A 24,814-nucleotide genomic window follows, 5' to 3' on the forward strand; every position below is an offset into this window, starting at 1 on the left:
GTCACTCCTCCCTCGGCTCGATGTCCTTGAGCACCCCGTGAACGACGTAGCGCTGGGCGGCCGAGTATTCGGGGTGGCAGGTGGACAGCGTGATGAAAGCCCGGATGGGCCGGATGTCGGGCTTGCCGGGCACCGGCGCGAACTCGTCGATCTCGCTGGGATCGACCACGTCGTGCGAGGTCACCCGGTACGTGTAGCGGGCCTCGCGGGCCTCCACGACGATCTCGTCGTCGCGTTCGAGCTCGTCGATCTTGTTGAACGGGGCCGCGTACGTGGTGCGGTGCCCCGCCAGCGCGAAGTTTCCGACCTGGCCGGGCATGGCGCTGCCGGGAAAGTGCCCGGGACCCTTCTTCAGGTCCTCGGTCGCCACGCCCTCGACGACGGCGTACGAGTAGTGAGAGCCAAGTTTGGGGATGCGCAGCAGAGCGAGGGCCGAGCCCGGCACGGGCTTGTCCGGCCTCTTCGCCCCCGGTCTGTCCTGCTTCGTCACCGCCAGTTCGCGCTGGAGCCGTTCCTGCTCCCGCCCGGTGTACACACCGGTGCCCCAGAGCAGGTAGGCACAGAACAACATCAGAATCAGGCCCGCGGTGATGCTCGTCTCCCCCATGGCCCGGAGCATGGTCCGCATTGGACGAGTTTATTTCGGCGAGATGCGGCGGTCCGGGATCGCCATGTCCCGCGCGTGGCGACTATCCTGGGGACCTTCAACTACGCTTAACGCCAGAGCCTGCGGACGATCCGGATGCCCAGGCCCTCAGCAGGAGTTACCAGTGCCCAAGTCCAAGGCTCGCAAGAAGGCGGTCTACACGCCGCCGCAGAGAACGCAGCAGGTCAAGGTCAGCCCGCGCTGGCTGGCGCCCACGATGGTGGTGGCGTGGATCATCGGCATCCTGTGGATCGCCGTCTACTACGTCGCCCCGACGACGCCCTTCTTGAAAGACCTCCAGAACTGGAACCTGCTGATCGGGTTTGTTTTCATCGTCTTCGGTGTAGTGCTTTCCACCCGCTGGCGTTAGTTCTTTCCACAGTCTTTTCCACAGGCTGGGGAAGTCAGCTCACGCCGGCGAGGATGGCCGAGGTGCGCACCATCACGAGCGCGGCCAGCACCGCCAGCGCTCCCACGATGGCCACCACGTGCCAGAGGGCTCTGTTGCGGGTGGGGGCGTAGGCCAGCGCCGCCGCCAGCAGCGTCCCGGTGACCAGGCCGCCGACGTGACCGGTCCAGCTGATGCGCAGACCGGAGATCGCGGGCAGCACGAACGTGATGGCGAGGTTGAGCCCGATGATCAGGGTGATGCCTCGCACGTCCAGGTTGAGCCTGCGGCCCACCACGAAGACGGCGCCGAACATGCCGAAGACGGCTCCCGAGGCGCCGACCGTGGCCGTCGTCAGCGGGTCGAGCCAGAGGCTGAGCACCGAGCCACCCAGCGCGCTGAGCAGGTAGATGGCCGCATAGCGGAGATGCCCGAAGGCTCGTTCGAGGTACGGGCCGATCACGAAGATGGCCCAGCCGTTGAACAGCAGGTGGAGCGGGTTGCCGCTGTCGTGCACCAGGGCGACGGTGACCAGGCGGTAATACTCGCCGTTGACCACTCCCGGCGTCCACATCGCCAGTGCGGCGCCGAGCGCGTTGTCCGTCAGCAGCTGGCCGCCGAAGACCAGCGCGGTGATGCCCAGGATGGCGTACGTCACGATCGGCGTGCTGACGACTCTGCCGCCGAAAGCGGACCTGGCCTGGCGGATGGCCGTGTTGCCCTCGGCCACGCACTCCGGGCACTGGAAGCCCACCGACGCGTCGCGCATGCAGTCGGGACAGATGGGGCGCTCGCAGCGCTGGCAGCGGACCCAGGTCTCCTTGTCCGGGTGCCGGTAGCACGTGGGCACCGCCTCAGCGGGCTGCTCGGGCTGCTGTGGCGGGCTGGGCGGCTGGCTGGTCATAACCGGAAGCCTATGACTTACGCTCCCTGCCTGCGTCCTGCCAGGCAGCCCGCCGCCCCAGGTGCGCCACCACCCCTCCGGCGCCGACGGTGCGCCGCGCGCACAGGGCCGTGTGGAGCCTGGGCGGAGGGGCGGGTCCAGGCTCCGGGCCGAAGCGGCGCGTTCAGGTCAGGACTGGACGCGGTCGATGGTGACCGACTCCAGAACGACGTCCTCCACCGGGCGGTCGTTGCGGCCGGTGGAGGTCTTGGCGATGGCGTCCACGACGTCCTGGCCCTCGATCACCTCGCCGAAGATGGTGTGCCGGCCGTTCAGGTGAGGCGTGGGCACGACCGTGATGAAGAACTGCGACCCGTTGGTCCCCTTGCCGAACCGGACGCCCGCGTTGGCCATGGCCAGCAGGTACGGCCGGTTGAAGTAGAGCTCGGGGTGGATCTCGTCGTCGAACTCGTAGCCGGGGCCGCCGATGCCCTGGCCGAGCGGGTCACCGCCCTGGATCATGAAGCCGGAGATGACCCGGTGGAAGATCGTGCCGTCGTAGTAACGGTCGGTGCTCTTGTCACCGGTGCCCGGGTGCGTCCATTCGCGCGTGCCTTCTGCGAGCTCGACGAAGTTGCGCACCGTCTTCGGGGCCTTGGTGGGAAAGAGTTCGACCTTGATATCGCCGCGATTGGTCTTCAGATTAGCGATCAGCTTCTCAGCCACGAGACAGCTGCCCCCCTCTGTACAGGGTTGGTTCGTGATGTTTCAGTGCCATGGCCGTTCGGCCATGAGAGCCATCCTCCCACGGCTGTCCAGGATTGAGCCGCCTCGTCCAGGGAAGGTCAGGCTCGGGATCCAACGACAGGGGAGGTTGTCGTGTCCCTGACACTGAAGAGACGCCGCGTGGTCATAGAGGTTCCCGCCACGTGGATGGGCCGCATGAAGGCCCAGGCCGTACGAACCGGCCACCGAATGGCGCCCATGGCGGACCAGGCCAAGATGGCCGCCGCCCAGCGCTTCGAGGACGCCCGCTACTGGGCGGCGCCGCGGCTGGAGTCCGCGGCACACGGGATCGAGGACCAGGTCGCTCCCGCGGTCAGCTCGATGCTGACCCGGGCGGCCAGGAGAATCGATCCCAAGCCCACGCGGTCGCGGCGATGGCCGATGCTCGTTCTGCTGACCGGTGTAGCGGTGGGGACGATGGGTTACATGTTCTACCGCCGCAACGCTCAGCAGTGGACCGAGCACATGAAGGAATCCGCCTCGGATGCGTCACGCTGGGTCAGCGAGAAGGCCGACAGGACCGCCGAGTCCACTGACCGGATGGCGACCAATGTGTCGAACAAGGCGGACGAGGCATCGCGCAAGATGTCCTGATTTGTTGCTGCCGGTGCCGCCGGCAAGGGAAGCGCGCCCCCGGATCCGAGTCCGGGGGCGCGCTTCCCTGTTCCGGGCCCCGTTGACGCTCCACCAAGCGCTTGCTACAAATCCGAGCATGGCCCTCTCCCCGTTGGACGACTACCCCGTTCACCAGACCGCCCAGGTCATGCGGCACGTCGCCACCTCCGATCGCAACTTCTACGACCGCTACTACTTCAACTGCCACCCCGGCACCGACGAGCTCATGCTGATCGTCGGCCTCGGCCAGTACCCCAACCTGGGCGTCACCGACGCCTTCGCCTGCGTACGCCACAGAGACCTGCACCGCGTCGTACGGGCCTCCCGCGAGCTGGGCCCCGACCGGATGAACACCGAGATCGGCCCGTTCCGCGTCGAGGTGCTCGAAGGGCTCAAACGCCTCAGGGTGGTCCTGGAGCCGAACGAGCATGGCCTGGCCTTCGACCTCCTCTGGGAGGGCACGATCCCGGCGACCCTGGAGCCGCGGCACTTCCTGCGGTGGCAGGAGCGGGTCATGTTCGACTCGGTACGGCTGGCGCAGACAGGGCTCTGGTCCGGCAATATCAGGATCGGCGAGGAGGACATACCGGTCACGCCCGACCGCTGGCAGGGCACCAGGGACCGGTCCTGGGGCATCAGGCCGGTCGGCGAGCCCGAGCCGCCCGGCATCCAGGCCAAGAACCCCGGCACGTTCTACTGGCTCTACGCGCCCATGCGGTTCGAGGACCACGCCATCCTCTGCATCATCCAGGAGGACGAGCGCGGCCGCCGGGTGCTGGAGGAGGCCGTACGCGTCTGGTCCGACGGACGCGAGGAGGAGTACCTCGGCAGGCCGGAGTACCGCCCGGTCTACGCCCCCGGCACCCGCGACGTCGTCGAGGCCACGATCACCTTCTCACCGCCTGGCGGCAAGCCGTTCGACGTGCGCTGCACTCCCCTCCTGCCGGTGCACCTCATGGTCGGCACCGGCTACGGGCTCGAGCCCGACTGGAAGCACGGGATGTACCAGGGCGAGGGGCCCGTCGTGCAGGGCGTGACGTACCGGCTGCCCGACGACGCCGCCAGGATGTGGGGCATGGTGGACGCCGTCGGGCGTTTCGAGTACGACGGGCTCGTCGGCCACGGGCTCTACGAGTACTGGGCGTTGGGGCCGCACCCGTCCTTTACGGAGTGACCTGGTCGGCCTTCTCGCAGATGATCCGCACCTTCATGGCGCCCTCGGGCGCGCCGGCCGGCGGCTGCACCTGCGTGAACCCCTCCTCGCCGGGCTCCGCCGGCTGCGCGGGAACGACCTTCACGCCCTCAGGGAGCTCCCCGTCCGGGAGCTTCTCGACCTTCACGCCGTCCGGGACCTTCTCGACCTCGATCGCGCCCGGCGGCAGAGCCTCGCCGTCGGGAAGGCTCTCGGTCTTCGCGTAGTCTCTGGTCTCGATCGGCTTCGCCCTGCCACTGCGCGTGGCGAACTTGCCGCCGATCTCGGGCAGGGTGATGGTCTTGCCGTCGGCCGTCTTGCAGGTCACCTTGGCACCGGGAGCGGCCGGGCTCTCGTCGGCCATGGCGGAGCCGGCAAGGCCGGTGATGGCGAGTACGGCGACCGCGCCGAGCACCGCGAGACGTCGCTTGAACATGGATTCTCCTCACTGGGATCAGTCGAACGCCTCGAGCGTGGCGCGGCGTACCTTAAAAGATCCTGAAGAGGCCCTAAATGATCTTCAGGTTGGCTTTAGGTGGCCTGAGGCACGCTGGTCGGTGTGCGAGTGCTACTGGTGGAGGACGAGGAGCGGCTGGCCGACCTGGTGAAGGGCGGTCTGGCGGGCGAGGGCTTCGCGGTGGACGTGGCCCACGACGGGCGCGACGGCCTGTGGATGGCCACCGAGAACACGTACGACGTGATCGTCCTGGACGTGATGCTGCCCAGGATGAACGGGTACGCGCTCTGCTCCAGACTGCGCGAGGCCGGCGACTGGACGCCGATCATGATGCTCACGGCCAAGGACGGCATCTACGACGAGGCCGAGGCGCTCGACAACGGGGCCGACGACTACCTGGCCAAGCCGTTCTCGTACGTGGTGCTGCTGGCCAGGTTACGGGCGCTGGTGCGGCGGGGCGGGCGGGAGCGGCCCGTCTCGATCACCGTGGGCGACCTGGTCGTCGACCCCGCCGCGCTGAAGTGCCGCAGGGGCGAGGCGGAGATCGCGCTGACGCCCAAGGAGTTCGCGGTGCTGCACGCGCTCGCGCGGCGGCCCGGTGAGGTGGTCTCCAAGAGCGAACTGCTGGCCCAGGCCTGGGACTTCTCCTACGACGGTGACCCGAACATCGTCGAGGTCTACATCAGCGCCCTGCGGCGCAAGATCGACATGCCCTTCGGGAAAACGACGCTCATGACGGTCCGCGGGGCCGGCTACCGGTTGGAGGCGGCGTGAAGCTGGTGGCCGTGCTCTCCTCAGTGCGCTTGAAGGCGACCGTCGCCGCCACCCTGGTGGTCGCCCTCGCCCTGGGCCTGGCGGCCCTCGCGCTGGTGGCCGTCCTGCGCAGCACGCTGGAGCGCAACGCCGATGCCGAGGCGTCCAGGAAGGCCGTGGCCGCGGCGCCGTACGCGGAGACCATGGAGATCAAACGCACCACCGCGGGAGAGTCCGGGCCGATCCAGATCGCGAAGACGGGCGGCGTGATCCAGCTGAGCGACGGCGCGGCGGCCAACTTCGTCGACCCCGACGTGCTGCTGACCGTCGACAAGGCGGCCTCGACCGCCGATTGGGCGGAGCCGCAGAAGTACGCCGTCGCCGGACTCAAGGTGAGCACCGCGACCGGGCCCGCCACGGTCTGGACGCGGGTCTCCCTGGACGGCGCCGAGGAGGCGCTGCGGACGCTGTACGGCGCGCTGCTGCCCGGCGTGCCAGCCGTGCTGCTCGTGGTGGCCGGGATGACCTGGATCTCGGTCGGTCGCGCGCTCGCCCCCGTGGCCGCCATCAGGGCCAAGGTGGCCGACATCACTGCCCGCGACCTGCACCAGCGGGTGCCCGTGCCTGGCTCGAAGGACGAAATTGCCGGGCTGGCCACGACCGTGAACGGCACCCTCGACCGCCTGGAGACAGCGGTGGAGACGCACAAGCGCTTCGTCGCGGACGCGGCGCACGAGCTGCGCAGCCCCATCGCCACCCTGCGCGCCCGCCTGGAGCTGGCCGCGCCCAGTGAGCTCACCCGGGAGGCGCTGGCCGACGTCGAACGCCTGCAGTCCCTGGCCGCCGACCTGCTCATCCTGGCCAAGCTGGACGCCGGCGAGCCGCTGCGCACGGCCGAGCTGGACCTGGGCCAGGTGGCCGCCGAGGAGTCCCTGCGGGCCCGGCGCCGCCCCGACGTGCGGGTGGAGCTGGACATCGAGCCGGACGTCGTGATGAACGGCTCGCGCGCCCATCTCGACCGCCTGGTGACGAATCTGGCCGACAACGCGGTACGGCACGCCGCCTCGACCGTGCGGGTACGCGTACGCGCCGAGGAGGGGCAGGCCGTGCTGGAGGTGCAGGACGACGGGCCCGGGATCCCGCCCGAGCAGCGGGAGGCGGTGTTCGCCCGCTTCACCAGGCTCGACGAGGCGCGGGCCAGGGACGCGGGCGGCGCCGGGCTCGGGCTGCCGATCGCGCGGGACATCGCCCTGCTGCACGAGGGCACGCTGGAGTACGCAAATTCCGGATTCGTCGCGAAATTTCCCCTGAAAGTGACATGAACCGGTTGATGATCCGGAAACGTGTGAATGGTTGAAGGAGGCAACCATGCTCACACGCCGTGCACTGATCACCCGAGGGAGCGCCGTGGGCGCAGGAGTCGTGTTCCTGTGGCCGCGTCCCGCGGAGGCGGAGGCCGAGGCGGCGAAGCCCGTCCTCGCCACGACGAAGAGCATCCCGCTCGGGGGCGGGAAGATCGTCAAAGGCAAGTACGTGATCACCCACCCCAAGAAGGGCGTCTACAAGTGTTTCAGCGCCATCTGCACCCACCAGGGCTGCACGGTGGCGAGCGTCAGCAAGGGCACGATCAACTGCCCGTGCCACGGCAGCAGGTTCAGCGCGACGACCGGCAAGGTCGTGAACGGCCCCGCCAAGCGGCCGCTCGCCGCCAAGAAGATCAAGATCTCGAAGGGGGCGATCAGGCTCGCTTGATCCGCAGGGCGTAGGTCGTGCTGCGCCTGGCGATCTCGAAGCCCGCACGGGAGTACACCCGGACGGCTCCCGTGGGGTTGTGGGCGTCGACGCCGAGCCCGGTGCTCTCGTACCCCTGATCTTTGAACGCGGCAAGGGCGTGCCCGATCAGCGCGCTCGCCACGCCCTTGCCGCGCCACTCCTTCAACGTGGCGATGATCTGGATCCACGCCTGTCGCTCGGCCCGCGCCTCGGGCGCCGTCGTCCAGCTCGGGCGACCAGGTGGCGATGGACACGCCGTCCGGCGACCCGGGCGCGGGCAGGTCGCCCATCAGGCTCCGTTCCATGCGGGCGAACGAGCGCACGGGGGCGAACCCGGCCTGCTCCACCAGCGCGGTGAGACCCGGCTGACCGTCGTGGACGTCGAGCTGGAGCTCCAGAGGGACGCCGGGGTAAGCCTTCTCGCTCACCCCCGGCGCCGTCCGGACGCACCAGTCGATGACGTGCCTGCCGAGCCCTTGCCCGCGGTGGGCCGGGTGCACGCCGCCCGTGATGTGCATCATGTGAACGCCGTCGGCGGACTGCCTGACCGGGAGACAGCCGAAGGCTGCGATCCGATCGCCCTCCCGGGTCAGGGGTCCCATTGCATGATCGGCAGCCTAGGCGAGCCTGGTGGCGCACCCCAACTGTGTTCCGATGTGGGCCAGACCTTCGGCGAACCCCCGGCGCGTGCGCTCGCGGAACCCGATGAAGAGCCGGTTGCCCAGGGCGACGGCCCAGTGGTTGCCCGCCACGTTGTAGACGCGGTGGACCAGGCGCGTGCCCTCGGGGTCGGCGGTGACCGACCATTCTCCGCGGTACCACCAGCCGCCCTGGTAGGCCAGGCTGTGCTCGCCCAGCTCCGTGCTCGGGACGCGCTGTACGAGCACCGGCCACACCTCCTCGACCGGGGCCGCGATCACTCCGGCGACCTCGGTGATGAGCCGCCTGCTCATGGCTTGTGCACCCGGGTGTTGTGGAAGGAGGCGAAACGCCAACCCTCAGGAGTGCGCAGCGCGGTCAGCGTGATGGCGGACTCGCGGCCGGGGTCGGGCTCGCCGTTCACGGACGAGGTGCCGCCCACGATCACCAGGGCGACGTCGTCGGTGAGCGGCTTGATCAGCGGCTCCGGCCCTCCGCCCGCCAGCTTGATGTCGAGCTTGAACAGCCCGCGGTGCGCCTCCTCGATGGCCTGCCGGCCCTTGAGGTGCCGGCCGAAGAACGTGATGTAGTCGGCGTCCTCGGTGAAGAGGCCGGCGTAACCCTCGGAGTCGCCGGCGTTCCAGGTCTCTCCGATGCGCGCGAGCAGGTGAAGGATCTCTTTCTCTGTGGACATGGCACAGCTCCCTGTGTCGCGGCGCCTATCCTGTGAATGCGAGTTCGGGCAAGGCAGGCGCCTTGTTCGGATGTCGGGCCGTCGGGGTGTTGGCGCACCCCGGCGGCCTCTTTCACGGCTCGACCGTGGTCTTCCAGTCGAGCTCGCCTCTGTCGAGCCGGTCGATCAGCCTCCTGACCCAGTCGAGCTCGGCTGTGTAGAGCGCCTGCTCGCACTCCACCTCCAGCATGAGGATCTCGGGCAGGCCGCTGTCGGCGATGGCTCTCATGTGGGCCTCCATCCCGGCGAGGACGCCCTCGATGGAGGCTGCCCGGCCGCGCAGCGCCCGCTGCGCCTCTGCCAGGGGCAGGCAGCCCATGAGCGAGACCGCCGCGACGAAGGCGCGCCGGTCGGGGTCGGGCTTCTCCAGGAGCCGGCGCAGCCGGGTGGCCAGCTCCTTACGGCCCTCGTCGGTGATCTCGTAGACCGTGCGCTCCGGCCTCCGGCCCTCGCGGTCGGTCTTGGCGGGCACGATCAGCTCGTCCTTGGCCAGCCGCTCGACCGCGTGGTAGAGGCTGCGCGGCAGGCCGGTGATGTAGTCCTTGTGCGTGTCGATCATGAACCGGTGCAGCTCGTACGGGTGGCTGGGGCGCACAGTGAGCAGGGCCAGCACGGTCAGGCCGACCAAGCTCTGGCGTTGCGCCATGATGCCTCCTTCTATATTGCACTTTGCAATATAGCTCAGGCGTCGAGCTGCAGGAAGGCCCTGTCGATCGCCTCCCTGGTCACGTCCTCCGGATAGGGGAAGAGCTTGATCAGGTCACGCAGGCCCTCCACGTGCGCCCGCCTGGCCAGCTCGGCCACGAGGACGAGCTCCTCGCGCTGCGCCTGCGCGAACGCGCGGTCCACCACCGCGCCGTGCCCGGGCACGATCACCTGCTCGGGCAGCTCGTCCAGCATCGCCGCCATCGTGGCCGGCCAGTCGAGCGGGTACGAGTCGCTGAACGCCGGCGGCGCCCCCTCCTCCACCAGGTCACCGGCGAACACCACCCCCGCGTCGGGAACGTGCACGACGATGTCGTTGCTGCTGTGGCCAAGCCCGAAATGCCGCAGGTGCACGATGCGACCGCCGATGTCGAGGCTGGCCGCGGCCGTGAACGTGTGGTCCGGCGGGACGATCGCGACCTCCTCGTACTCCTCACGCCGCTCGGGCTGCCTCTTGATCATCCCGGCGCGGCTCTGCTCGCCGTACTGCTCGATCTCCTCGGCGCACCTGACGTGGCCCCAGATCTCGGCGGGGCCGAAGAGCGCGTTGCCGAAGTAGTGGTCGAAATGGGAGTGGCTGTTGACGACCGTCCACGGGCTGATGGTGATCCTCCTGACCGCCTCGATCAGGTCCGCCGCCTCCCTGTGCGAGGCACGCGTGTCGAGCACCAGGCAGTGCCCGTCGCCCACGACCAGACCCACGTTCATGTCGAACGACTCATGGCGCCGGACATAGATCCGGTCGCCGACCTCAAGCCACTGCTCGTTCATGCCAAGGAAGCCTACTTTTAGGATTGGACCATGGCATATGACTTCCAGGTCGTGATCGACACGAGCGACCCTCACCGGCTGGCGGACTGGTGGGCCGACGCGCTCGGTTGGAAGGTGGAGCCCCAGGACGAGGCGTTCATCCGCGGGATGATCGAGAAGGGCTACGCCACCGACGATGACACGACCCGCCACAACGGCGCGCTGGTCTGGAAGTCCGGCACGGCCATCAGGCATCCCGACGGCCTCGAGCGCGCGCCGCGCGTGCTGTTCCAGCTCGTGCCCGAGCCCAAGACGGTCAAGAACCGCGTGCACCTCGACATCCGGGTGGGCGCCGACAACATCGACCCCGTGGTCGAGCGGCTCACCGCCAAGGGCGCGACCGTGCTGCACCGCGGCCGCCAGGGGCCCAACTGGTGGGTGACCATCGCCGACCCCGAGGGCAACGAGCTCTGCATCACCTGAGGTAGGCCAGCACCGCCAGGACCCTCCTGTGCCCGTCGGACTCGGGCGGCAGGTCGAGCTTGGCGAAGATGTTCGCGATGTGCTTGGCCACGGCCGCCTCGGTGACGAACAGCTCCTTGGCGATCGACGCGTTCGTCCGCCCCTCGGCGATCAGGCCGAGCACCTGCTGTTCGCGCGGGGTGAGCCTGGCCAGCGGGTCGCGCCGCCGCCTCAGGAGCTGGCGGACCACCTCCGGGTCCACCACCGTGCCGCCGGCGGCCACCCGGTCGAGCGCCTCCACGAACTCGCGCACGTCGCCTATGCGGTCTTTCAGCAGGTAGCCGATGCCGGCGCCGGCGCCGGACTCCAGCAGCTCGGCCGCGTACGTCTGCTCGACGTACTGGCTGAGCACCAGCACGGCCAGCTCCGGGTGGCGTTCGCGCAGCTCCAGCGCGGCCCGCAGCCCCTCGTCGGAGAAGCCGGGCGGCATCCGCACGTCGGTCACCACGGCGTCGGGGCGGTGCTCGGCGACGGCGGCGAGCAGGGCGGGCGCGTCACCGACCGAGGCGGCCACGGTGTGGCCGAACCGTTCGAGCAGGCCGACCAGGCCCTCCCGCAGCAGTACGGCGTCCTCCGCGATCACTACGCGCACGGGATCTCCACTCGTATCAACGTCGGCCCTCCGACCGGGCTGGACAGGGACAGTCTCCCGCCCACCACGGCCAGCCGGTCGGCCAGGCCGGTCAGCCCCGTCCCCTTGGCCGGGTCGGCGCCGCCCGTGCCGTCGTCGCGCACCTCGACGACCAGCGTGCCGCGCTCCACCCGCGCCGTGACGGCGCCGCTGGTGGCCCGGCTGTGCTTGGCCAGGTTCGCCAGCGCCTCGCTGACCACGTAGTACGCGGTGACCTCCACGGGCGCGGGCAACCGGCCGTCGAGCTCGACGGCCACATCCACGGGTACGGGCGAGCGCCCCGCCACGTCGCGGACCGCCGCGCCCAGCCCGCGGTCGGTGAGCACCTGCGAATGCACGCCTCTGATCAGCTCGCGCAGCTCGGCCAGCGCCTGCTTGGCCTCGTCGTGGGCGCGCTCGATCAGCCGGCCCGTGGGAGAGTCGTCCGGCAGGTCCAGCCTGGCCAGGCCGAGCGTCATCGACAGGGAGACCAGCCGCTGCTGCGCGCCGTCGTGCAGGTCCCGCTCGATCCTGCGGCGCTCCACCTCGAACGCGTCCACCAGCCGCGCCCGTGACCGCAGCACCTCGCTCAGCTCGGCTCCCTGCGGCGCGAGCATCGCCCGTACCATCACGCCTCGCGCGCCGCCCCAGGCGGTGATCGTGTACGCGGCGACGGGCAGCAGCAGCACGCCGCCCACCGAGGCCACGACGGCGACCGAGTCGGCCAGCGGCTGCACGACCGGCGAGAGGATCAGGATCACCGGCCCGCCGACCGTGAACGCCAGCATGATCAGGTCGATCCACCACAGCGCGAGCACCGTGAAGACGGCCAGCCCCGCCTCCCGCCGACGCCTGTCCGGCACCTCGGGCAGCGGAACGCCGTCGACGAGGCGCAGCCTCCGCCGCTCGAACCAGGCGACGAAGGGGAGGCTCAGCGCCAGCACGACCGGCGCCCCGACCCAGCCCAGCGGGATCGTCGCGAACGCCGCGACCCCGACGGCCACGCCCGGAACGGCACTGGCCAGCAGGTACGCCGCGGAGCGCCAGGGCCAGGCCGAGCCCAGGAAGGGCAGCGGCCGCCGCGTGAGCGCCTCCAGCGCGGTCCGGTTGAGCACCTTCCGACCGTATCCACCGGGGAGAGGCCGGGCAGTAGTGCTGGGTCTACCTCGTACGGGCGGTCATCGTCCGAGGAAGCGGGTGAGCACTGGGGCCAGCGCCTTCGGGTCGACCATGTGCGTCTGGCCCTCGATGATCTCGCGCACGGCGCCGGGGACGAAGGCGGCGATCGCGTCCGCGGCCCGGTCGAAGAAGTCGCCTCCCCCGCCCACGAACGAGTCCGCGCTGGCCCCGCCGGTGGCCACCAGCGTCGGGCAGGCGATCCCCACCAGGCGATCGGCGGGCGGCCGGCCGTCGCCCAGGCAGGCGGCGTCGTAGGCGAGGGTGTGCGCGACGGACTCGAGCCCCGGCCACGCCGGGGAGTTGCGGGCCTGCTCCACCATCTCCTCGGTGGCGCCCGCCGTCGCCATGAACAGCGCGAACGCGTCTCCCCTGCGGCCCTCGGCCAGCAGCTCGTGGAGCCGACCGACGTATTCGCGCCAGCGCTCCCGCCCGTCGGGGGCCAGGTTGTACGGCACCTCGTACACGGCCAGCTTGGCGATCGGGAGCCCGGCGGCCGCGGCCTCGAGCGCCAGCGCGCCACCCGACGAGGCCCCGAACAGGTGCGCGGCCCCGCCCGCCTCGGCGATGAGCGCGGCGATGTCCTCGATCTCGCGCTCGACCGCGTACGGGAGCGTGTCGCCGCTGTCGCCCCGGCCGCGCCGGTCGTAGTTGTAGACGGTGAACCTGCCCGACAGCTCCTGCGCGAGCTGCGCGTTGCCGGAGCGGTCGACCGTGGCGCCGCCGACCAGGATGATCGCCGGGCCGTCGCCGAGGCGTTCGTATGCGATGGACGTGCCGTCTTTCGCCGTGACGCGGTGCATATGACTCCTCAGGAGGCCCTTATGACCATCCGATCTCGCTGGGTGACTATCGGCGGCGGCGTTACAGGACTACCGTCGTGCGTATGGCGATGCCCATTCCATCACGGCGGAATTCCGCGGACAACGACAAAGCCCCCGACACCCCCGCTCCGCCGTCGTGGCCAATGTCGGCTCCTCGGCTTTCCCGGGGGGATCAATCAGATGAAACAACATCAATCATCGTAAATTTAGACAAGGCGACACTTGATGCGGTTCATCAGAAAGCACGCTCCGATGGCCGTATGATTTCCGACGTGATTCGCGCCGCCGTGGAGCGTGAAGTCGCCAACATGACGCATGCGACCATCCTGATCCAGCGTTGGAACCTGCAGTGCGAAGACCTGGACCGGGCGGCCGACGCGCTGCAGGTGGACCGGATTTCGGATGAAGTGATGCTCGGGCTCGGCCTGCATCGGAATCAAGAGGATTGACCATGCTTCCTGGGCGGGTTCTCGATGTGGGGGCGCTCGTCGACATAGCGGTCGCCAAGACGAACCATTCCCGCAGCATCGCGGCGCTCTGCCTTTACCGGGGCGGCGGGCTGTGCATTCCGGCCACCGCGCTGACGCTCGTCTATTCGATCGTCCCGCTCGCGACGAAAGCCGAGCTCTTCGATCTGATCAGCAGCCCGGCCGTGCAGGTCGACGAACTCACCGCCGGAAAGGTGCCCGACATCGCGGAGATCCTCGACGGGTCGCCCGACATCACCGCCGGCCACGTGATTTTATGCGCGCGGGCCACCCGATGGCCGGTCCTGACCGACCGCCCCGACATCCTGCGCATCCTCGACCCGGCGATCCCCGTCGACCTGCTCCCCGAGCAGAACTGACCCGCACGGAAGTCTCGGCCGGTCAGTGTCCGGAACACCCACTATTGTGGGGGCCCGGACACACGAGGAAGCAGATCCACCTTGGCTCATCGCGCCCTGGTCATCGCCATGCTGCCCGCGGTCGGGCTGCGAATGCTCGCCGTGCTCGGATTCCCGCCGTCGATCCTCTTCTACGGCGACTCGTTCGCCTTCCTGCGCGAGGACCTGACGCCCGGCACCACCAGACCGTCCGGATACTCGCTGCTCCTCGCACTGCTCCGCCCCGCGCACAGCCTCACGCTGGTGACCGTCCTGCAGCACCTGCTCATGCTCGGGCTCGCCGTGGCGGTGTACGCCCTGCTGAGGCGGCGCGGCCTGCCCGGCTGGGGCGCCGCTCTGCTGGTCACCCCACTGCTGTACGACGAGTTCCTGATCCTGCTCGAGCACATGATCATGGCGGACGCGGTCTTCATCGTGCTGGTCACGGTCGCGATGCTGCTCATCGTCCGGCGCGTCACCCCCGCCACGGCCGCCGTCGGCGGCGTGCTGCTGGGCCTGGCCGGGATCACCAGGACCGTCGGCCTGCCGCTGCTGATCCTGACGGCCGCGTACCTGCTGATCAGGAGGTACGGCTGGCGCCCGCTCGTGGCGCTGCTGGTGGCCGGCGCGATCCCCCTGGGCGCGTACGCCACCTGGATGAAGGTGGAGAAGGGGAAGTTCGCGCTGACCGAGGCGGACGGGAACTTCCTGTGGTCCAGGACCATGTCCTTCGCCGACTGCTCAGTGATCAAGCCGCCGGAGCGGCTGGCCGTGCTCTGTCCGGACATGCCGGTGGCGCAGCGCCCGTACCCGCCGCACTGGCTGTGGGAGAGCTTCTCGCCGCTGCTCAAGGTGCCGGGGACGAGCAATCGCAACCAGCTCGCCGGGGAGTTCGCCAGGCAGGCCATCCTCGCGCAGCCGGGCGAGTATCTCGGGGCGGTCGCGACCGATCTCACACAGTTGCTGCGCTGGGAGCGTACGGCCGTGGACGAGAAGACGCCGTACAAGCTGCCCACCGCGGAGCGGCCGCTGAGCGGGTCGGTGCGGGGGGTGGCGGAGTCGTACGAGGCCGGGCCGGCCGCCACGCGGGTGGTCGAGCCGTTCGCGGGGTGGCTGCGCGCGTACCAGCGGTTCGGTTATGTGCCGTTCCCGCTGCTCATGCTGGCCCTGGTCGGCGCCCTGGCGGGGGCGCTGCTGCGGCGCCGGTGGGACGCGCTGCTGCCCGGCGTGGCGGCGCTCGCGCTGGTCGTCTCCCCGCCGTTCCTGGCCGCCTATGACGTGCGGTACGTGATCCCGGCGATCCCGCTGATCTGCCTGACCGTGGGGCTGACTCTCGGCGCCCGCTCGTCGTCGCCCCGAGAGCAGGCCGAGACCGCGCGAGAGCCGCTCAACGTGGGCTGAGCCGGTGCCGCTATCCCTGGAAGCGGGCCACGAAGCGGCGCTGCCAGGGGGTCTCGACGGCGTGTGCCGAGTAGTGCTCGCGTACGTAGGCGACGGCCTGGTCGTTGGGCACCCCGTCGATCACGGCCAGGCAGGCCAGCGCCGTGCCGGTGCGTCCGCGACCGCCGCCGCAGGCGACCTCGACGCGCTCGGACTCGGCGCGCGCCCATGCCTCACGCAACGCGTCGGCGCTCGCCTCCCGGTCGGACGGCAGCCAGAAGTCGGGCCAGCGCACCCACCGGTGCTCCCAGTCGACGGACTCGGGGCGGCGGCCGAGCAGGTAGAGAGCGAACGCCGGGCGCGGGCCCTCCGGAAGTGGATGTCTCAGGCCCCGGCCGCGGATGAGCCTGCCTGAGGGCAGGCGCAGCACGCCTGACGCTGTGGGCTCCCAGGTCGCGATCATGATGAGAGCCTAGCCGCCGCCGTCGGGGCGGACTTCGCCCTTCAGCTTTCCGCTGATTGACGCGACCCCTTGATGATCTCGGTCAACCCCGGGAGCAGTACGCGGTCCGACCCCGCTGGACCAGACCTGGGCAAACATGATGAGGCCTCGCCTTGGGGCTGAAGTTGACTCCTGGGCCTCCAGCTTTCTGACGTTATTTGTGGTAATTATGGTGACTGATGGTGAACTCTCCCTCATCCTTTGTTATGGTCACTCCTCGTCCGGGATTGGGACAACCCTTACCTAGGAGGATCATGCGGACCCCGAGGATCGTCGCCCTCACGACTGCAGTGGCGGCGGCCGCCGCTCCCATGCTGGCTCTCGCGTCCCCAGCGATCGCCGATCAGCGCACCACGACAACCACGACGACCGTCCAGAACAGCCCATTGGACTGGCTCTCCCTTCCGGCTCTCGGCGCCACCGATTGGCTGCAGAAGGTCAAGGAGATGCTGAACACCGGCTACGTGCCCGAGGTGTTGAGCGTGACCAACGCGGCCAACCCGCAGTACACGTCCGTTTGGGTCAAGGACACCACTCGCAAGGTGAACGTCCTGCAGGGCCTTTCGGCGACCAACCTGCAGCAGCGCATCACTGACCAGATGAAGCTCGGCTACGTGCCGACCCTCATCTCGGGCACCGGTTCGGGCCCGGGCGCCATCTTCGCCGCGGTCTTCGAGAAGACCACCGAGAAGATCCAGTCGAAGCTCGACCTGACCAAGGGCGCCTTCGTCACCCTCAACACCAAGCTCGCCGCCGCCGGTTACACCCTGTCCTCGCTGGACGTGTACGGCACGGCCGAGAAGCCCCTCTACGCGGCCGTCTGGGTCGTCGGGGGCGTCGCGGGCACCGTCCAGGTGACCACCGGCCAGACCGTTGAGCAGCGCGGCCAGGAGCTGCTGGCCAAGACGAAGCAGGGCCTGCAGCCCGTTCTCATGTCCATCGAGCCCGGCAACCTCTACACCACCGTGTGGAGCAAGGGCAACGCGACCGGCCTGAAGGAATACCTGAAGCTGTCCCGCGTGACGTACACGCTCAAGGCCACCGAGATGAAGGCCCTGGGATACAAGCCCGAGATCCTGGACACCAACGGCGACACCATCGCGGCGATCTGGAGCAAGGGCTAAGAAGCGGTGCCCCGCCGGGGCCGCGGTGCCGAGTCCGGCTGCTCCGTCTGATCCCTGGGACGGCTCCGCCGGGCACGTCATCAGGCGGTGCGATGACCCGAATCACTGTTCCTCTCCCTCGCAGTGCCCGGGTCTCGCGCTGCCTCCACCGCGTCCACACCTGCGCCGCGCCGCCCCGCCGCCGGCTCGTTGCCGCGGCTTGAAGGGCTCCTTCCCACCGGAAGGAGCCCTTCAGCTTGACGGTGAACGGCGGAGTGTCAGGCGCGCGTCCACCGCTTGAGGCACTTGCCGTCGATGCCTCCGGAGCCGGAGCAACCGGGGCCGTGGATGGTGCCGTGAACGGTGCTGGGCTCGCGGCCGATGGTCTCCATGATGTCGATCTCGCCGCTGTTGGGCCACTGGACCGACCCGATGTCGTCGCCGAGCATCCAGAAGGCAGGCCAGATGATGATCAGCCCTCTGACCGGGCGGGCTCAGCGCGGGGACGGCAGTACGGACAGCTCGCAAGGGTAGGCGTCGGCGGGTGCGCTCAGCACCCAGCCGCCCGGCACCGCGTCCCACGGCGGTCACGTCATACCCCGGCCTCCACCAGCGCGCCGACCAGCGCCACCCCGATCCCGCCGGTCGCTCCGGTCACCAGCACATGTCCCATGACGGCTCCCATCCCTCGGTACGCGGCACCTGATCAGTCCACGCACCGACCCGGGAGTGAATTCGCCGCGTCTACAGCGGAACTCGGCTATCAGCGAATTCGTTTCCTGGTTAGCACGAGCCCCGGGGGAAAGGTGATTATGGGCACGAGCAGAACCAGCGAGCGACAGCTGCGGAAAAGCGCCCGGCGGCAGGCAGGCAGATTCGGTTCCGTGGCTCCGGAAATGCTGCGGCGCCTGACCGGGCGGCAGCGGCGACGTATGGCGTACCCGGCCGGGGCGGAGCGCGCGCAGCGCAGGACGGTATGGCGGGAATGGGGGCCGGTGACGGCGGTCACGCTCGTCGTCTTCGAGCTTCTCTATTTCTTCGTGTTCGCCGACATGCTCGGGGGGACGAGCACCGCCGGCGTGGTCGTGACGGCCGCCGTCGGCTGCATCACGGTCTGCTCCAGATTCGTGCAGGAATATGCGATGTTCCGGAGCACAGACGCCAAACATGCTCCATTTCTGGTGGTCGGCGTCGTATCGGTGGGCGTGCTGCTGGTCGCCATGGCCGCCGAGGCGCTGTGGAAAACGTTCTGATGACGCCGCCCTTTTCCTCTTGCCGACAATGCCGGAAAGCTTGAACATCATCAGCAGGGGCCCACAACAATCACGGGGAGAACATCATGCGACGCATCATCGCCGCTTTAGCCGGCGTGCTCACAGGCCTGACGCTCATCGCCGGCTCACATCCCGCGGCAGCCAGATCTCTGGGCACGATCACGATCAACTGGTCCGGCAGCGACAATGACGACCTCGGCAGAATCCGCGTGTCCACCACCTCCGAGCAGCCGATCGCCACGCTGAAGGCCCATGTCGTCTCCGCCGCCGGCGAGAAACTGGCCACCGTCGACGACTTCGACCTCACCTCGGGCACCCCCACCAGCGGCATCTGGACCACCCGGTCCCGTGTCCAGCTCACCGAACTCGGCTCCTACCGCATCGACGTGGAGGCCACCGACACCCAAGGCACCCACATCACCGCCGAACGCACCGGCCAGCTCATCTACATGGTGCGGACCGTCTTCGACCCGCTCGTTCCCAGCCGTACCACCATCGACTACGCCCACCGCAACGTCACCGTCAGGGGCCGCGCCTATGGCATCTGGCCCGGCACCGGCGCGCGGAAACCGCTCGGGCAAGGCTTCCCCATCTCGCTGAGCATCAACTACCTCAACAAGCAGGGCGGGTACGCCGGCTTCGAGCACGCCGACCTCACCACCGACGCCAACGGCAGGTTCCGGCACTCGCTCACCCTCAAGATGGGCGCTGAGTTCATCGCGACCTACCCCTACAGCAACGACCACCCCTACTATCTCAGGGGCACTTCCGACAAGCTGATCGTCAAGGCCACGGAGTCGGCCACCGAGGTGCAGGTCAACGTGGACCCTGCCCGCGTCAACGCCGGAGACCCGCTCACCGTGTCCGGCCTGGCCAGGTGGCGCTCGCTCGCAGGGTGGCGGCCGCTCGCCGACACCACGCTCAACGTCTGGGTCGAGAACACCAACGACACGCCCCGGTCCGTCACCACCGACGCCGAAGGCCGCTACAGCCTGAAGTTCGTGCCGTACACCACAGGGGCCGTCAACGTCGCTTACTACAGCGAAGATCCCTTCAGGGCGAACGTGACCACCACCGTCGCGTTCACCGTCGCCCACCCCGCCTCCTTCGCTGACTTCACAGCGGTACGGCAGGCGGCTGAGATCGCGGTGTCGGGCCACCTCGCCTTCACCGGCGCCGCAACCCCGGGCGACCCGCAGGCGATCATCGAATTCTCCGCCGACGGAACCACCTGGGCCCCCCGGGCCACCCGTCCTGCCGTCTGGGACGGAACCGGCTACGCCTTCTCCGGCACCGTCACCGAGCCGGCGGCCGGCCATTGGCGGGCCCGCTTCGAGGGCGGCCGGTATTTCCAGGACGCGCTGAGCCAGAGCGTCGAGATGGGCGCCGCTCAATAGCGGGTGAACCCGGCACGCTCGCGACGGCCGTCAGGCGCTCGCGAGCGTGCCGCCGGGGGATGGACGCCGCGCACGATAGCCACAAAATTTCACATTCATAGAGATTGATGAAGAGAACCTTCAGGGCTATGTTCATGATCGACCCGTCCAATCTCTTGGGCGGCGAGATGTCGAAACGCTCCTGACGACGGCCTTCCCCCACCCACATTGATCACGATGCCGCCTCGCCACGAGCTCATCGACATCGAGGAACGCGTATCCCCCCATACGCACCTTCAGAGAGGTGAGCATGCCCACAATCGGCAGGCCGACCTGGCCTAAGACCCTCCGAACCACGATCACTGCCCTGCTGGTCACTTTCGCGGCGGCACTGATCCCCCAGGCGGCCTCAGCGCAGGATGCCAGCGTCCTGGCTGTGTCTCACAAGAGCCCCTTCAACTGCGGCAAGACGTTCTATGCCAACAACTGGCTCCCCGACCACAGCCCGTCGGGTGCCATCGACTGGCAGGACTACGGGGGCGACGACATCGACGGCGAGACCGTCCGCGCCACCGCGGCGGGCACCGCGTACTTCTACGACTTGGGCAACACGAGCTACGGCAAGTGGATCGAGATCCGGCACAGCGACGGCACCAGGACCCGCTACGCCCACCTCGCGACCATGGTGCGGGCGGCCGGCGGCTCGATGACCGTCAGCCAGGGCACCGCGATCGGAACGGTCGGCTCGACCGGCGGCTCGAACGCCCCGCATCTGCACTACGAACAGCGCAACTCCGCCGGTACGGTCGACACCAGCCCGACCGTGGAGGGCGTGACCGTGTCCTTGGGCCAGAAGACGGCCATCAAGAGCACCAACGCCTGCAGCGGCAACCCCTACACCCCTGAGGGCGTCTGCGGCAGCGGCTACTCGATCATCGACTCGGCAGCCCTCACCGGTGGTCGCGCCTACCTGCTCTACAACTCCGGCAACGGCTACAACTGCGTCGTGACGCTGAAGTCCACGAGCCTCGGCTCGGCGTCGCCGGTGTCGGCCTTCCTCGAGCCGGAAGGGGAGAGCAGGACGACCGACTCGGGCAGCTACGACTACTACGCGGGGCCGGTCAAGCGTGACGCGGCCGGGCAGTGCGTCAAGTGGGGCGGCTCGGTCGGCAGCAGCTCGTACACCAGCGGCTTCGAACACTGCAGTTAGTGAATCATTCGATGCTCGGCCGTTGAGGGAGGCGCGGAAGCGCTACTCAACGGCCGAGCACATTCGTCGGTGCCGACGAACAATGGCGATATGTTCGTCTCGCCCTTCCCCTACCGCGGCGACCGCCGCCGGGCACGTGGGCGCCGGCTGCCTTGATTCAGGGGGAGACGAAGCAGAACTCGTTGCCTTCCGGATCGGCCATCACCTGGAAATCGGCCGAAGACCACCCGGGATCGCGATCCACTGCCGTCCCGTCCAGGATGGCCGCCCAGAATGCGGCCAGCCGGGCCGGGGCGGGAAGCCACTGCGGGCGTGGGAAAACGCTCTCAAGAACCCGAAAGTTTCATACCGACCGGACTGAAGGCACGTGGGCCGGCCGTCATGAACTACAGTCAGCCGCCATGGCCGAATCCTCCCCCTATCTGACGGCGACGGCGGACGCTTACGATGCTGTCGCCCCGATCTATGCCGAGTTCGTCCGAGACAGTCTCGACCGCCTGACCCTGGATCGCGCGCTGATCGCCGCGTTCGCCGAGCTCGTACGGGCTGCCGGTCCCCGACCCGTGGTCGAGGCCGGATGCGGCCCCGGATACATGACGGCGCACCTGCGGGGCCTCGGGCTGGACGCCTTCGGCGTCGACCTGTCCGCTGTGATGATCGACCTCGCCCGTGAGGCCTATCCCGATCTGCGCTTCGAGGTCGGTTCGATGGACGCCCTCGACCTGGCGGACGGCGAGCTGGGCGGCCTCGTGTCCTGGTACTCCGTGATCCACATCCCGCCACAGGAGCTGCCGCCGTATTTCGCCGAGTTCCACCGGGTGCTGGCTCCAGGCGGTTACCTCCTGCTCGGCTTCTTCGAGTCCGAGGGTGGGCCGGTACTGGAGTTCGATCACAAGGTGACGCCGGCCTACCGATGGCCGATCGACGACCTCGCCGAACTGGCGGGCAAGGCAGGGTTCGTCGAAGTGGGGCGAATGCTGCGCGAGCCTTATGAGGATGAGCGGTTCCGCCGGGGCCATCTGCTGATGCGCCGACAGTAGATCCGGCGTACTCCCGTTGAGCTACAACTGGCTCAGCACCTGCATGGCGTCCCTCTCGATGCGTGAGAGATCGTGGAGGATGACGCCGGCCTGCTCGAGGTACCCTGCGTCGCCGCTCTCTCCAGCCTTCGCGATCAAGGTGGACACGTCCGTCCACAGGGCGGCGGCCTCCGTGTACAGCCGGTGGCCAGTGCGGAGGTTGCCGTCGTCGATCAGCCGGGTGCACTCGTCGAGGAAGTCGCGATAGAGGGCGCGGAACAGGGCGCCGCCGGTGCCGCCCTTCTCCATGAGGAGGGCGGCCTGCGGCAGGTCCTGCTGCGGCTCGCCGGCGCGTAGCAGCCATCCGGGCACCTGTTTGCCGGCTTTCTCGATGCCGCGGTGGCCCAGGTTCGCGATGGGAGCGGCGAGAAAGGCATCGGCGCAGTCCTTGATGGCGGGGATGATCTGGTCCTGCCAGGAAAGCGGGTGAGCCGGCAGGGTGATGGTGAACGATCGGTGCCTGGCGGTCATCGGGCCGCGTTCGGCCCGCGCCATGGCGAGGCCGGCCCGGCTGGTGCGCACCGCTCCTCCCTGCTGGTCGGTGTCCACCAGGTAGACGTCGTGCTCGTCGTAGCCGTACATGGCGACGACATGACCGCCGAAGTGCACCTTGGAGCGGAAATAGTCCAGGTGGTAGCAGTCGAGCTGGAGACCGACCGGCCGACCTGCGTCGATGGGGGCGGCCACGTTCTCCCACGCCTTGCGCGGTGAGGTGGTCTCCTGGGTCATCAACGTCAGCCCCAGCCTGGCGGCCAGGTTCCTGGTGAGGTCGAAGGGCTTGACGCGGCCTCCGAGGAAGGGGAACGCCATGCCCTTGCTGTCCCAGTAGATGAAGGACAGGCCCGAGCCCAGCCCGAACAGCATGGGCTCGGACAGCTCAAGCCCCTCGTGCCGCAACAGCACGCCCAGCGCCGTCGTCTCGCAGTGGTGCATGCCGCGGGCCTCGATGTCCTTCACGATGGTCATACGTCGCTCTCCTCTGGTGACGCCTGGGAGGAGCATGGAGCCTCCCACAGTGGGAGAGTCCAACCGTAAGCTCTGAGCACATGGCAGCGGATGAGGAGATCCTGCAGGATTCTGCGCATCGCCGGGTGATACGCCTGGGCGACACCGTTCGCAGACCCATGCACCCGTGGACACCGGCCGTCCATGCGCTGCTCCAGCATCTGGAGGAGGTCGGTTTCCCGTACTCGCCGCGCGTGCTGGGGGTCGATCAGGAGGGCCGTGAGATCCTCACCTACCTGGACGGCGAATCCGGCCCTCAGAGCTGGGCCAAGGTGGTCGACGACTCAGGTCTGACGTCCTTTGCCCGCCTGCTGCGCGACTATCACGACGCGGTCGCCGGCTTCCGGCCGCCCGAGGGGCTCCGATGGTCCAGCGGGGAGGCAGAGCCACGCGATGACGAGGTGATCTGCCACGGGGACTTCGGCCCGTGGAACACCGTCTGGCGCGGCGAACGCCCCGTCGGCATCCTGGACTGGGACTACGCCCGGCCCAGGCCTCGGCTGCACGACATCGCGTACGCGCTGGAGTACGTCGCGCCGTTCCGCGACAATGCCGAATGCGTACGCTGGCTGCGCTACCCCGCGCCGCCCGATCGGCGCCATCGCCTGGAGCTGTTCGCCGCCGCCTACGGCCTCGCGTCCACCGCGGGTCTGATCGATGCGGTCATCGACGTTCAACAGGACGTCATCGAGCAGGTCCGCCGGCTGGCGGACACCGGACACCAGCCTCAGGTCCACTGGGTCGCCGACGGCTTCCTGGAACAAGCGGGCCAGAAGCTCGCCTGGAGCCGGGCCAACCGCCACCTGTTCGAGTAGCCGGCTCAGCCCGCCAGACGCGAGACCCTTTCCCTGATCTCAGCCTCGTCTACCGTGTCGGGGTGGATCTCCTCTCGCGTCTCAGCCGCTTCAACGCCCGGCACCCGTGGAGTCACAACGACTTCTACCGGCGCTGGATCGCCGGACAGGTCGCTTCCAGCGGCGCGCGCCACGTCCTCGACGTCGGATGCGGCACGGGCAACCTGATCGACCGCCTCCGGCTCCGGGCCGTGTCCGTCACCGGCCTCGAGCCGGACCCGCCCACGGCGCGCATCGCGGCGGCCCGTTTCGCGGGCACCGACACGGTCGTGATCGAGGAGGCGGGCTTCGGGCAACGCGACCGCAACCGCCGGTGGGACGCGATCACCCTCGTGGCGGTCCTTCACCATCTCCCACTGTCGGAGACACTGCGCGAACTGCGCGAGTGCCTCTCTCCCGGCGGCCGTCTCGTCGTCATCGGGTGCTACCGGGAGGCGAGCCCGGGCGACTTCCTGATCTCGACCGCCGCGCTCGTCGCCAACCCGGTCATGGGCCTCATCAAGCATCCGGCCCCCGCGCGATCCCTGCCGGTGCAGATGACCGCGCCGACCGCCGCGGCGCGTGAAACACTCGACGAAATCCGCGTCGAGGCGGCGGCCACGCTGCCGGGGGCGAGGATACGGCGTCGCCTTTTCTGGCGGTACTCGCTGGTCTACGACAAGCCCGCAGCTTGACCCGCCTTCGTCGACACGGCCGTCGTCTCTTCGCCGGCAC

Annotated in this window: 32 protein-coding genes and 2 pseudogenes; 18 read left to right on the top strand and 16 right to left on the bottom strand. The window is 68.9% G+C overall.

Features of this window, described 5'->3' with window-relative positions; genetic code table 11:
- Nucleotide 1: 1 nt before the first annotated feature.
- Entirely contained in the window at nucleotides 2–628 is a 627-nt protein-coding gene (locus ABD830_RS40690; RefSeq protein ID WP_344999442.1) for a class E sortase, read from the bottom strand.
- A gap of 142 nt (nucleotides 629–770) precedes the next feature.
- On the opposite strand from ABD830_RS40690, the gene ABD830_RS40695 reads away from it, so the two are divergent.
- Nucleotides 771–1,016, top strand: coding sequence for a cell division protein CrgA (locus ABD830_RS40695; RefSeq protein WP_344999444.1), 246 nt, complete (start codon nucleotides 771–773; stop codon nucleotides 1,014–1,016).
- 34 nt (nucleotides 1,017–1,050) lie between these two features.
- Here the strand turns inward: ABD830_RS40695 and ABD830_RS40700 are convergent, their stop codons facing one another.
- Nucleotides 1,051–1,938 carry a rhomboid family intramembrane serine protease gene (locus ABD830_RS40700; protein ID WP_344999447.1) on the bottom strand — a complete coding sequence of 296 codons (888 nt, stop codon included), beginning with the start codon at nucleotides 1,936–1,938 and terminating at the stop codon, nucleotides 1,051–1,053.
- A 168-nt stretch (nucleotides 1,939–2,106) separates the two neighbouring features.
- Nucleotides 2,107–2,643, bottom strand: coding sequence for a peptidylprolyl isomerase (locus ABD830_RS40705; protein ID WP_344999449.1), 537 nt, complete (start codon nucleotides 2,641–2,643; stop codon nucleotides 2,107–2,109).
- Nucleotides 2,644–2,796: 153 nt separating this feature from the next.
- Between ABD830_RS40705 and ABD830_RS40710 the strand changes: the two genes are divergently transcribed.
- Both ABD830_RS40710 and ABD830_RS40715 read left to right on the top strand, forming a co-directional pair.
- On the top strand, nucleotides 2,797–3,297 hold the full coding sequence (locus ABD830_RS40710) for a hypothetical protein (protein WP_344999450.1): 501 nt from the start codon (nucleotides 2,797–2,799) through the stop codon (nucleotides 3,295–3,297).
- A 118-nt stretch (nucleotides 3,298–3,415) separates the two neighbouring features.
- Complete coding sequence (locus tag ABD830_RS40715; RefSeq protein ID WP_344999452.1) at nucleotides 3,416–4,492, top strand: Rv3169 family protein; 1,077 nt, start codon at nucleotides 3,416–3,418, stop codon at nucleotides 4,490–4,492.
- Here ABD830_RS40715 and ABD830_RS40720 read toward each other — a convergent pair.
- Nucleotides 4,482–4,946, bottom strand: coding sequence for a hypothetical protein (locus tag ABD830_RS40720; RefSeq protein WP_344999454.1), 465 nt, complete (start codon nucleotides 4,944–4,946; stop codon nucleotides 4,482–4,484). The two genes, ABD830_RS40715 and ABD830_RS40720, sit on opposite strands and share 11 nt — an antisense overlap.
- A gap of 123 nt (nucleotides 4,947–5,069) precedes the next feature.
- Here ABD830_RS40720 and ABD830_RS40725 point away from each other — a divergent pair, with 123 nt between their 5' ends.
- From ABD830_RS40725 to ABD830_RS40735, 3 genes are read left to right on the top strand one after another with little or no spacing between them, the layout of a single operon-like run.
- Complete coding sequence (locus ABD830_RS40725; RefSeq protein ID WP_344999456.1) at nucleotides 5,070–5,741, top strand: response regulator transcription factor; 672 nt, start codon at nucleotides 5,070–5,072, stop codon at nucleotides 5,739–5,741.
- Nucleotides 5,738–7,042 (top strand): sensor histidine kinase, encoded by a 1,305-nt coding sequence (locus ABD830_RS40730; RefSeq protein ID WP_344999458.1) that lies wholly within the window; start codon nucleotides 5,738–5,740, stop codon nucleotides 7,040–7,042. The genes ABD830_RS40725 and ABD830_RS40730 overlap by 4 nt, the downstream gene beginning before the upstream one ends.
- A gap of 46 nt (nucleotides 7,043–7,088) precedes the next feature.
- Nucleotides 7,089–7,472 (top strand): Rieske (2Fe-2S) protein, encoded by a 384-nt coding sequence (locus ABD830_RS40735; protein WP_344999460.1) that lies wholly within the window; start codon nucleotides 7,089–7,091, stop codon nucleotides 7,470–7,472.
- Here the strand turns inward: ABD830_RS40735 and ABD830_RS40740 are convergent.
- Nucleotides 7,459–7,683: pseudogene (locus ABD830_RS40740) on the bottom strand (GNAT family N-acetyltransferase); the annotation flags it as partial. The gene ABD830_RS40735 and the pseudogene ABD830_RS40740 overlap by 14 nt on opposite strands.
- Nucleotides 7,684–7,739: 56 nt before the next feature.
- On the opposite strand from ABD830_RS40740, the gene ABD830_RS40745 reads away from it, so the two are divergent.
- On the top strand, nucleotides 7,740–7,862 hold the full coding sequence (locus ABD830_RS40745) for a hypothetical protein (protein ID WP_344999462.1): 123 nt from the start codon (nucleotides 7,740–7,742) through the stop codon (nucleotides 7,860–7,862).
- Between the two features lie 68 nt (nucleotides 7,863–7,930).
- Here the strand turns inward: ABD830_RS40745 and ABD830_RS54475 are convergent.
- From ABD830_RS54475 to ABD830_RS40765, 5 genes and pseudogenes are all read right to left on the bottom strand, one after another.
- A pseudogene (locus tag ABD830_RS54475) lies at nucleotides 7,931–8,095 on the bottom strand (GNAT family N-acetyltransferase); the annotation flags it as partial.
- 15 nt (nucleotides 8,096–8,110) lie between these two features.
- Nucleotides 8,111–8,446, bottom strand: a complete 336-nt coding sequence (locus ABD830_RS40750; protein ID WP_344999464.1) for a hypothetical protein — start codon at nucleotides 8,444–8,446, stop codon at nucleotides 8,111–8,113.
- Nucleotides 8,443–8,826 carry an SgcJ/EcaC family oxidoreductase gene (locus ABD830_RS40755; protein WP_344999467.1) on the bottom strand — a complete coding sequence of 128 codons (384 nt, stop codon included), beginning with the start codon at nucleotides 8,824–8,826 and terminating at the stop codon, nucleotides 8,443–8,445. Before ABD830_RS40755 ends, ABD830_RS40750 begins: the two co-directional genes overlap by 4 nt.
- 112 nt (nucleotides 8,827–8,938) lie before the next feature.
- Entirely contained in the window at nucleotides 8,939–9,511 is a 573-nt protein-coding gene (locus ABD830_RS40760) for a PadR family transcriptional regulator (protein ID WP_344999469.1), read from the bottom strand.
- A gap of 35 nt (nucleotides 9,512–9,546) precedes the next feature.
- Nucleotides 9,547–10,341, bottom strand: a complete 795-nt coding sequence (locus ABD830_RS40765) for an MBL fold metallo-hydrolase (protein ID WP_344999471.1) — start codon at nucleotides 10,339–10,341, stop codon at nucleotides 9,547–9,549.
- A gap of 30 nt (nucleotides 10,342–10,371) precedes the next feature.
- Here ABD830_RS40765 and ABD830_RS40770 point away from each other — a divergent pair, with 30 nt between their 5' ends.
- Nucleotides 10,372–10,803: a VOC family protein gene (locus ABD830_RS40770; RefSeq protein ID WP_344999473.1), complete on the top strand. Its 432-nt coding sequence runs from the start codon at nucleotides 10,372–10,374 to the stop codon at nucleotides 10,801–10,803.
- On the opposite strand, the gene ABD830_RS40775 is transcribed toward ABD830_RS40770, so the two are convergent.
- The 3 genes from ABD830_RS40775 to ABD830_RS40785 form a co-directional block, all read right to left on the bottom strand.
- Nucleotides 10,796–11,434, bottom strand: coding sequence for a response regulator (locus tag ABD830_RS40775; protein ID WP_344999475.1), 639 nt, complete (start codon nucleotides 11,432–11,434; stop codon nucleotides 10,796–10,798). The two genes, ABD830_RS40770 and ABD830_RS40775, sit on opposite strands and share 8 nt — an antisense overlap.
- Nucleotides 11,425–12,567 (bottom strand): sensor histidine kinase, encoded by a 1,143-nt coding sequence (locus ABD830_RS40780; protein WP_344999477.1) that lies wholly within the window; start codon nucleotides 12,565–12,567, stop codon nucleotides 11,425–11,427. The genes ABD830_RS40775 and ABD830_RS40780 overlap by 10 nt, the downstream gene beginning before the upstream one ends.
- 63 nt (nucleotides 12,568–12,630) lie before the next feature.
- Nucleotides 12,631–13,431: an alpha/beta fold hydrolase gene (locus ABD830_RS40785; protein WP_344999479.1), complete on the bottom strand. Its 801-nt coding sequence runs from the start codon at nucleotides 13,429–13,431 to the stop codon at nucleotides 12,631–12,633.
- Between the two features lie 83 nt (nucleotides 13,432–13,514).
- Here ABD830_RS40785 and ABD830_RS40790 point away from each other — a divergent pair, with 83 nt between their 5' ends.
- The 3 genes from ABD830_RS40790 (at nucleotide 13,515) to ABD830_RS40800 (ending at nucleotide 15,718) form a co-directional block, all read left to right on the top strand.
- The gene (locus tag ABD830_RS40790; RefSeq protein WP_344999481.1) at nucleotides 13,515–13,901 is read left to right on the top strand and encodes a hypothetical protein; all 387 of its coding nucleotides are present in this window, start codon (nucleotides 13,515–13,517) and stop codon (nucleotides 13,899–13,901) included.
- Between the two features lie 2 nt (nucleotides 13,902–13,903).
- Nucleotides 13,904–14,299 carry a hypothetical protein gene (locus ABD830_RS40795; RefSeq protein WP_344999483.1) on the top strand — a complete coding sequence of 132 codons (396 nt, stop codon included), beginning with the start codon at nucleotides 13,904–13,906 and terminating at the stop codon, nucleotides 14,297–14,299.
- Between the two features lie 81 nt (nucleotides 14,300–14,380).
- Nucleotides 14,381–15,718, top strand: coding sequence for a hypothetical protein (locus ABD830_RS40800; RefSeq protein ID WP_344999485.1), 1,338 nt, complete (start codon nucleotides 14,381–14,383; stop codon nucleotides 15,716–15,718).
- Nucleotides 15,719–15,728: 10 nt separating this feature from the next.
- On the opposite strand, the gene ABD830_RS40805 is transcribed toward ABD830_RS40800, so the two are convergent.
- Nucleotides 15,729–16,160, bottom strand: a complete 432-nt coding sequence (locus ABD830_RS40805) for a protein-tyrosine phosphatase family protein (protein WP_344999487.1) — start codon at nucleotides 16,158–16,160, stop codon at nucleotides 15,729–15,731.
- A 293-nt stretch (nucleotides 16,161–16,453) separates the two neighbouring features.
- Here ABD830_RS40805 and ABD830_RS40810 point away from each other — a divergent pair, with 293 nt between their 5' ends.
- A complete protein-coding gene (locus tag ABD830_RS40810; RefSeq protein ID WP_344999489.1) occupies nucleotides 16,454–17,323 on the top strand; it encodes a hypothetical protein in 870 nt (289 codons plus the stop codon).
- A 257-nt stretch (nucleotides 17,324–17,580) separates the two neighbouring features.
- Here the strand turns inward: ABD830_RS40810 and ABD830_RS40815 are convergent, their stop codons facing one another.
- Nucleotides 17,581–17,778 (bottom strand): family 16 glycosylhydrolase, encoded by a 198-nt coding sequence (locus ABD830_RS40815; RefSeq protein ID WP_378521124.1) that lies wholly within the window; start codon nucleotides 17,776–17,778, stop codon nucleotides 17,581–17,583.
- 408 nt (nucleotides 17,779–18,186) lie between these two features.
- Here ABD830_RS40815 and ABD830_RS40820 point away from each other — a divergent pair, with 408 nt between their 5' ends.
- From ABD830_RS40820 to ABD830_RS40835, 4 genes are all read left to right on the top strand, one after another.
- On the top strand, nucleotides 18,187–18,555 hold the full coding sequence (locus ABD830_RS40820; protein ID WP_344999491.1) for a hypothetical protein: 369 nt from the start codon (nucleotides 18,187–18,189) through the stop codon (nucleotides 18,553–18,555).
- Nucleotides 18,556–18,641: 86 nt separating this feature from the next.
- A complete protein-coding gene (locus ABD830_RS40825; protein WP_344999493.1) occupies nucleotides 18,642–19,973 on the top strand; it encodes a hypothetical protein in 1,332 nt (443 codons plus the stop codon).
- 415 nt (nucleotides 19,974–20,388) lie between these two features.
- On the top strand, nucleotides 20,389–21,162 hold the full coding sequence (locus ABD830_RS40830; RefSeq protein ID WP_344999495.1) for a M23 family metallopeptidase: 774 nt from the start codon (nucleotides 20,389–20,391) through the stop codon (nucleotides 21,160–21,162).
- A 401-nt stretch (nucleotides 21,163–21,563) separates the two neighbouring features.
- The gene (locus ABD830_RS40835; protein ID WP_344999497.1) at nucleotides 21,564–22,202 is read left to right on the top strand and encodes a class I SAM-dependent DNA methyltransferase; all 639 of its coding nucleotides are present in this window, start codon (nucleotides 21,564–21,566) and stop codon (nucleotides 22,200–22,202) included.
- 21 nt (nucleotides 22,203–22,223) lie between these two features.
- Here the strand turns inward: ABD830_RS40835 and ABD830_RS40840 are convergent, their stop codons facing one another.
- Nucleotides 22,224–23,207: a BtrH N-terminal domain-containing protein gene (locus ABD830_RS40840; protein WP_344999499.1), complete on the bottom strand. Its 984-nt coding sequence runs from the start codon at nucleotides 23,205–23,207 to the stop codon at nucleotides 22,224–22,226.
- A gap of 80 nt (nucleotides 23,208–23,287) precedes the next feature.
- Between ABD830_RS40840 and ABD830_RS40845 the strand changes: the two genes are divergently transcribed.
- Both ABD830_RS40845 and ABD830_RS40850 read left to right on the top strand, forming a co-directional pair.
- The gene (locus ABD830_RS40845) at nucleotides 23,288–24,061 is read left to right on the top strand and encodes a phosphotransferase (RefSeq protein ID WP_344999501.1); all 774 of its coding nucleotides are present in this window, start codon (nucleotides 23,288–23,290) and stop codon (nucleotides 24,059–24,061) included.
- A gap of 62 nt (nucleotides 24,062–24,123) precedes the next feature.
- Entirely contained in the window at nucleotides 24,124–24,774 is a 651-nt protein-coding gene (locus ABD830_RS40850) for a class I SAM-dependent methyltransferase (protein ID WP_344999503.1), read from the top strand.
- Nucleotides 24,775–24,814 lie beyond the last annotated feature (40 nt).

It is taken from the genome of Nonomuraea helvata (genome assembly GCF_039535785.1).
Lineage (GTDB): Bacteria > Actinomycetota > Actinomycetes > Streptosporangiales > Streptosporangiaceae > Nonomuraea > Nonomuraea helvata.

Coding starts and splice junctions, on each gene's coding strand:
- ABD830_RS40690 (WP_344999442.1), bottom strand. CDS start 628: ATGCGGACCATGCTCCGGGCCATGGGGGAGACGAGCATCACCGCGGGC.
- ABD830_RS40700 (WP_344999447.1), bottom strand. CDS start 1,938: ATGACCAGCCAGCCGCCCAGCCCGCCACAGCAGCCCGAGCAGCCCGCT.
- ABD830_RS40715 (WP_344999452.1), top strand. CDS start 3,416: ATGGCCCTCTCCCCGTTGGACGACTACCCCGTTCACCAGACCGCCCAG.
- ABD830_RS40720 (WP_344999454.1), bottom strand. CDS start 4,946: ATGTTCAAGCGACGTCTCGCGGTGCTCGGCGCGGTCGCCGTACTCGCC.
- ABD830_RS40735 (WP_344999460.1), top strand. CDS start 7,089: ATGCTCACACGCCGTGCACTGATCACCCGAGGGAGCGCCGTGGGCGCA.
- ABD830_RS40745 (WP_344999462.1), top strand. CDS start 7,740: ATGGACACGCCGTCCGGCGACCCGGGCGCGGGCAGGTCGCCCATCAGG.
- ABD830_RS40750 (WP_344999464.1), bottom strand. CDS start 8,446: ATGAGCAGGCGGCTCATCACCGAGGTCGCCGGAGTGATCGCGGCCCCG.
- ABD830_RS40755 (WP_344999467.1), bottom strand. CDS start 8,826: ATGTCCACAGAGAAAGAGATCCTTCACCTGCTCGCGCGCATCGGAGAG.
- ABD830_RS40760 (WP_344999469.1), bottom strand. CDS start 9,511: ATGGCGCAACGCCAGAGCTTGGTCGGCCTGACCGTGCTGGCCCTGCTC.
- ABD830_RS40765 (WP_344999471.1), bottom strand. CDS start 10,341: ATGAACGAGCAGTGGCTTGAGGTCGGCGACCGGATCTATGTCCGGCGC.
- ABD830_RS40770 (WP_344999473.1), top strand. CDS start 10,372: ATGGCATATGACTTCCAGGTCGTGATCGACACGAGCGACCCTCACCGG.
- ABD830_RS40785 (WP_344999479.1), bottom strand. CDS start 13,431: ATGCACCGCGTCACGGCGAAAGACGGCACGTCCATCGCATACGAACGC.
- ABD830_RS40790 (WP_344999481.1), top strand. CDS start 13,515: ATGGCGATGCCCATTCCATCACGGCGGAATTCCGCGGACAACGACAAA.
- ABD830_RS40795 (WP_344999483.1), top strand. CDS start 13,904: ATGCTTCCTGGGCGGGTTCTCGATGTGGGGGCGCTCGTCGACATAGCG.
- ABD830_RS40805 (WP_344999487.1), bottom strand. CDS start 16,160: ATGATCGCGACCTGGGAGCCCACAGCGTCAGGCGTGCTGCGCCTGCCC.
- ABD830_RS40810 (WP_344999489.1), top strand. CDS start 16,454: ATGCGGACCCCGAGGATCGTCGCCCTCACGACTGCAGTGGCGGCGGCC.
- ABD830_RS40825 (WP_344999493.1), top strand. CDS start 18,642: ATGCGACGCATCATCGCCGCTTTAGCCGGCGTGCTCACAGGCCTGACG.
- ABD830_RS40835 (WP_344999497.1), top strand. CDS start 21,564: ATGGCCGAATCCTCCCCCTATCTGACGGCGACGGCGGACGCTTACGAT.
- ABD830_RS40840 (WP_344999499.1), bottom strand. CDS start 23,207: ATGACCATCGTGAAGGACATCGAGGCCCGCGGCATGCACCACTGCGAG.
- ABD830_RS40845 (WP_344999501.1), top strand. CDS start 23,288: ATGGCAGCGGATGAGGAGATCCTGCAGGATTCTGCGCATCGCCGGGTG.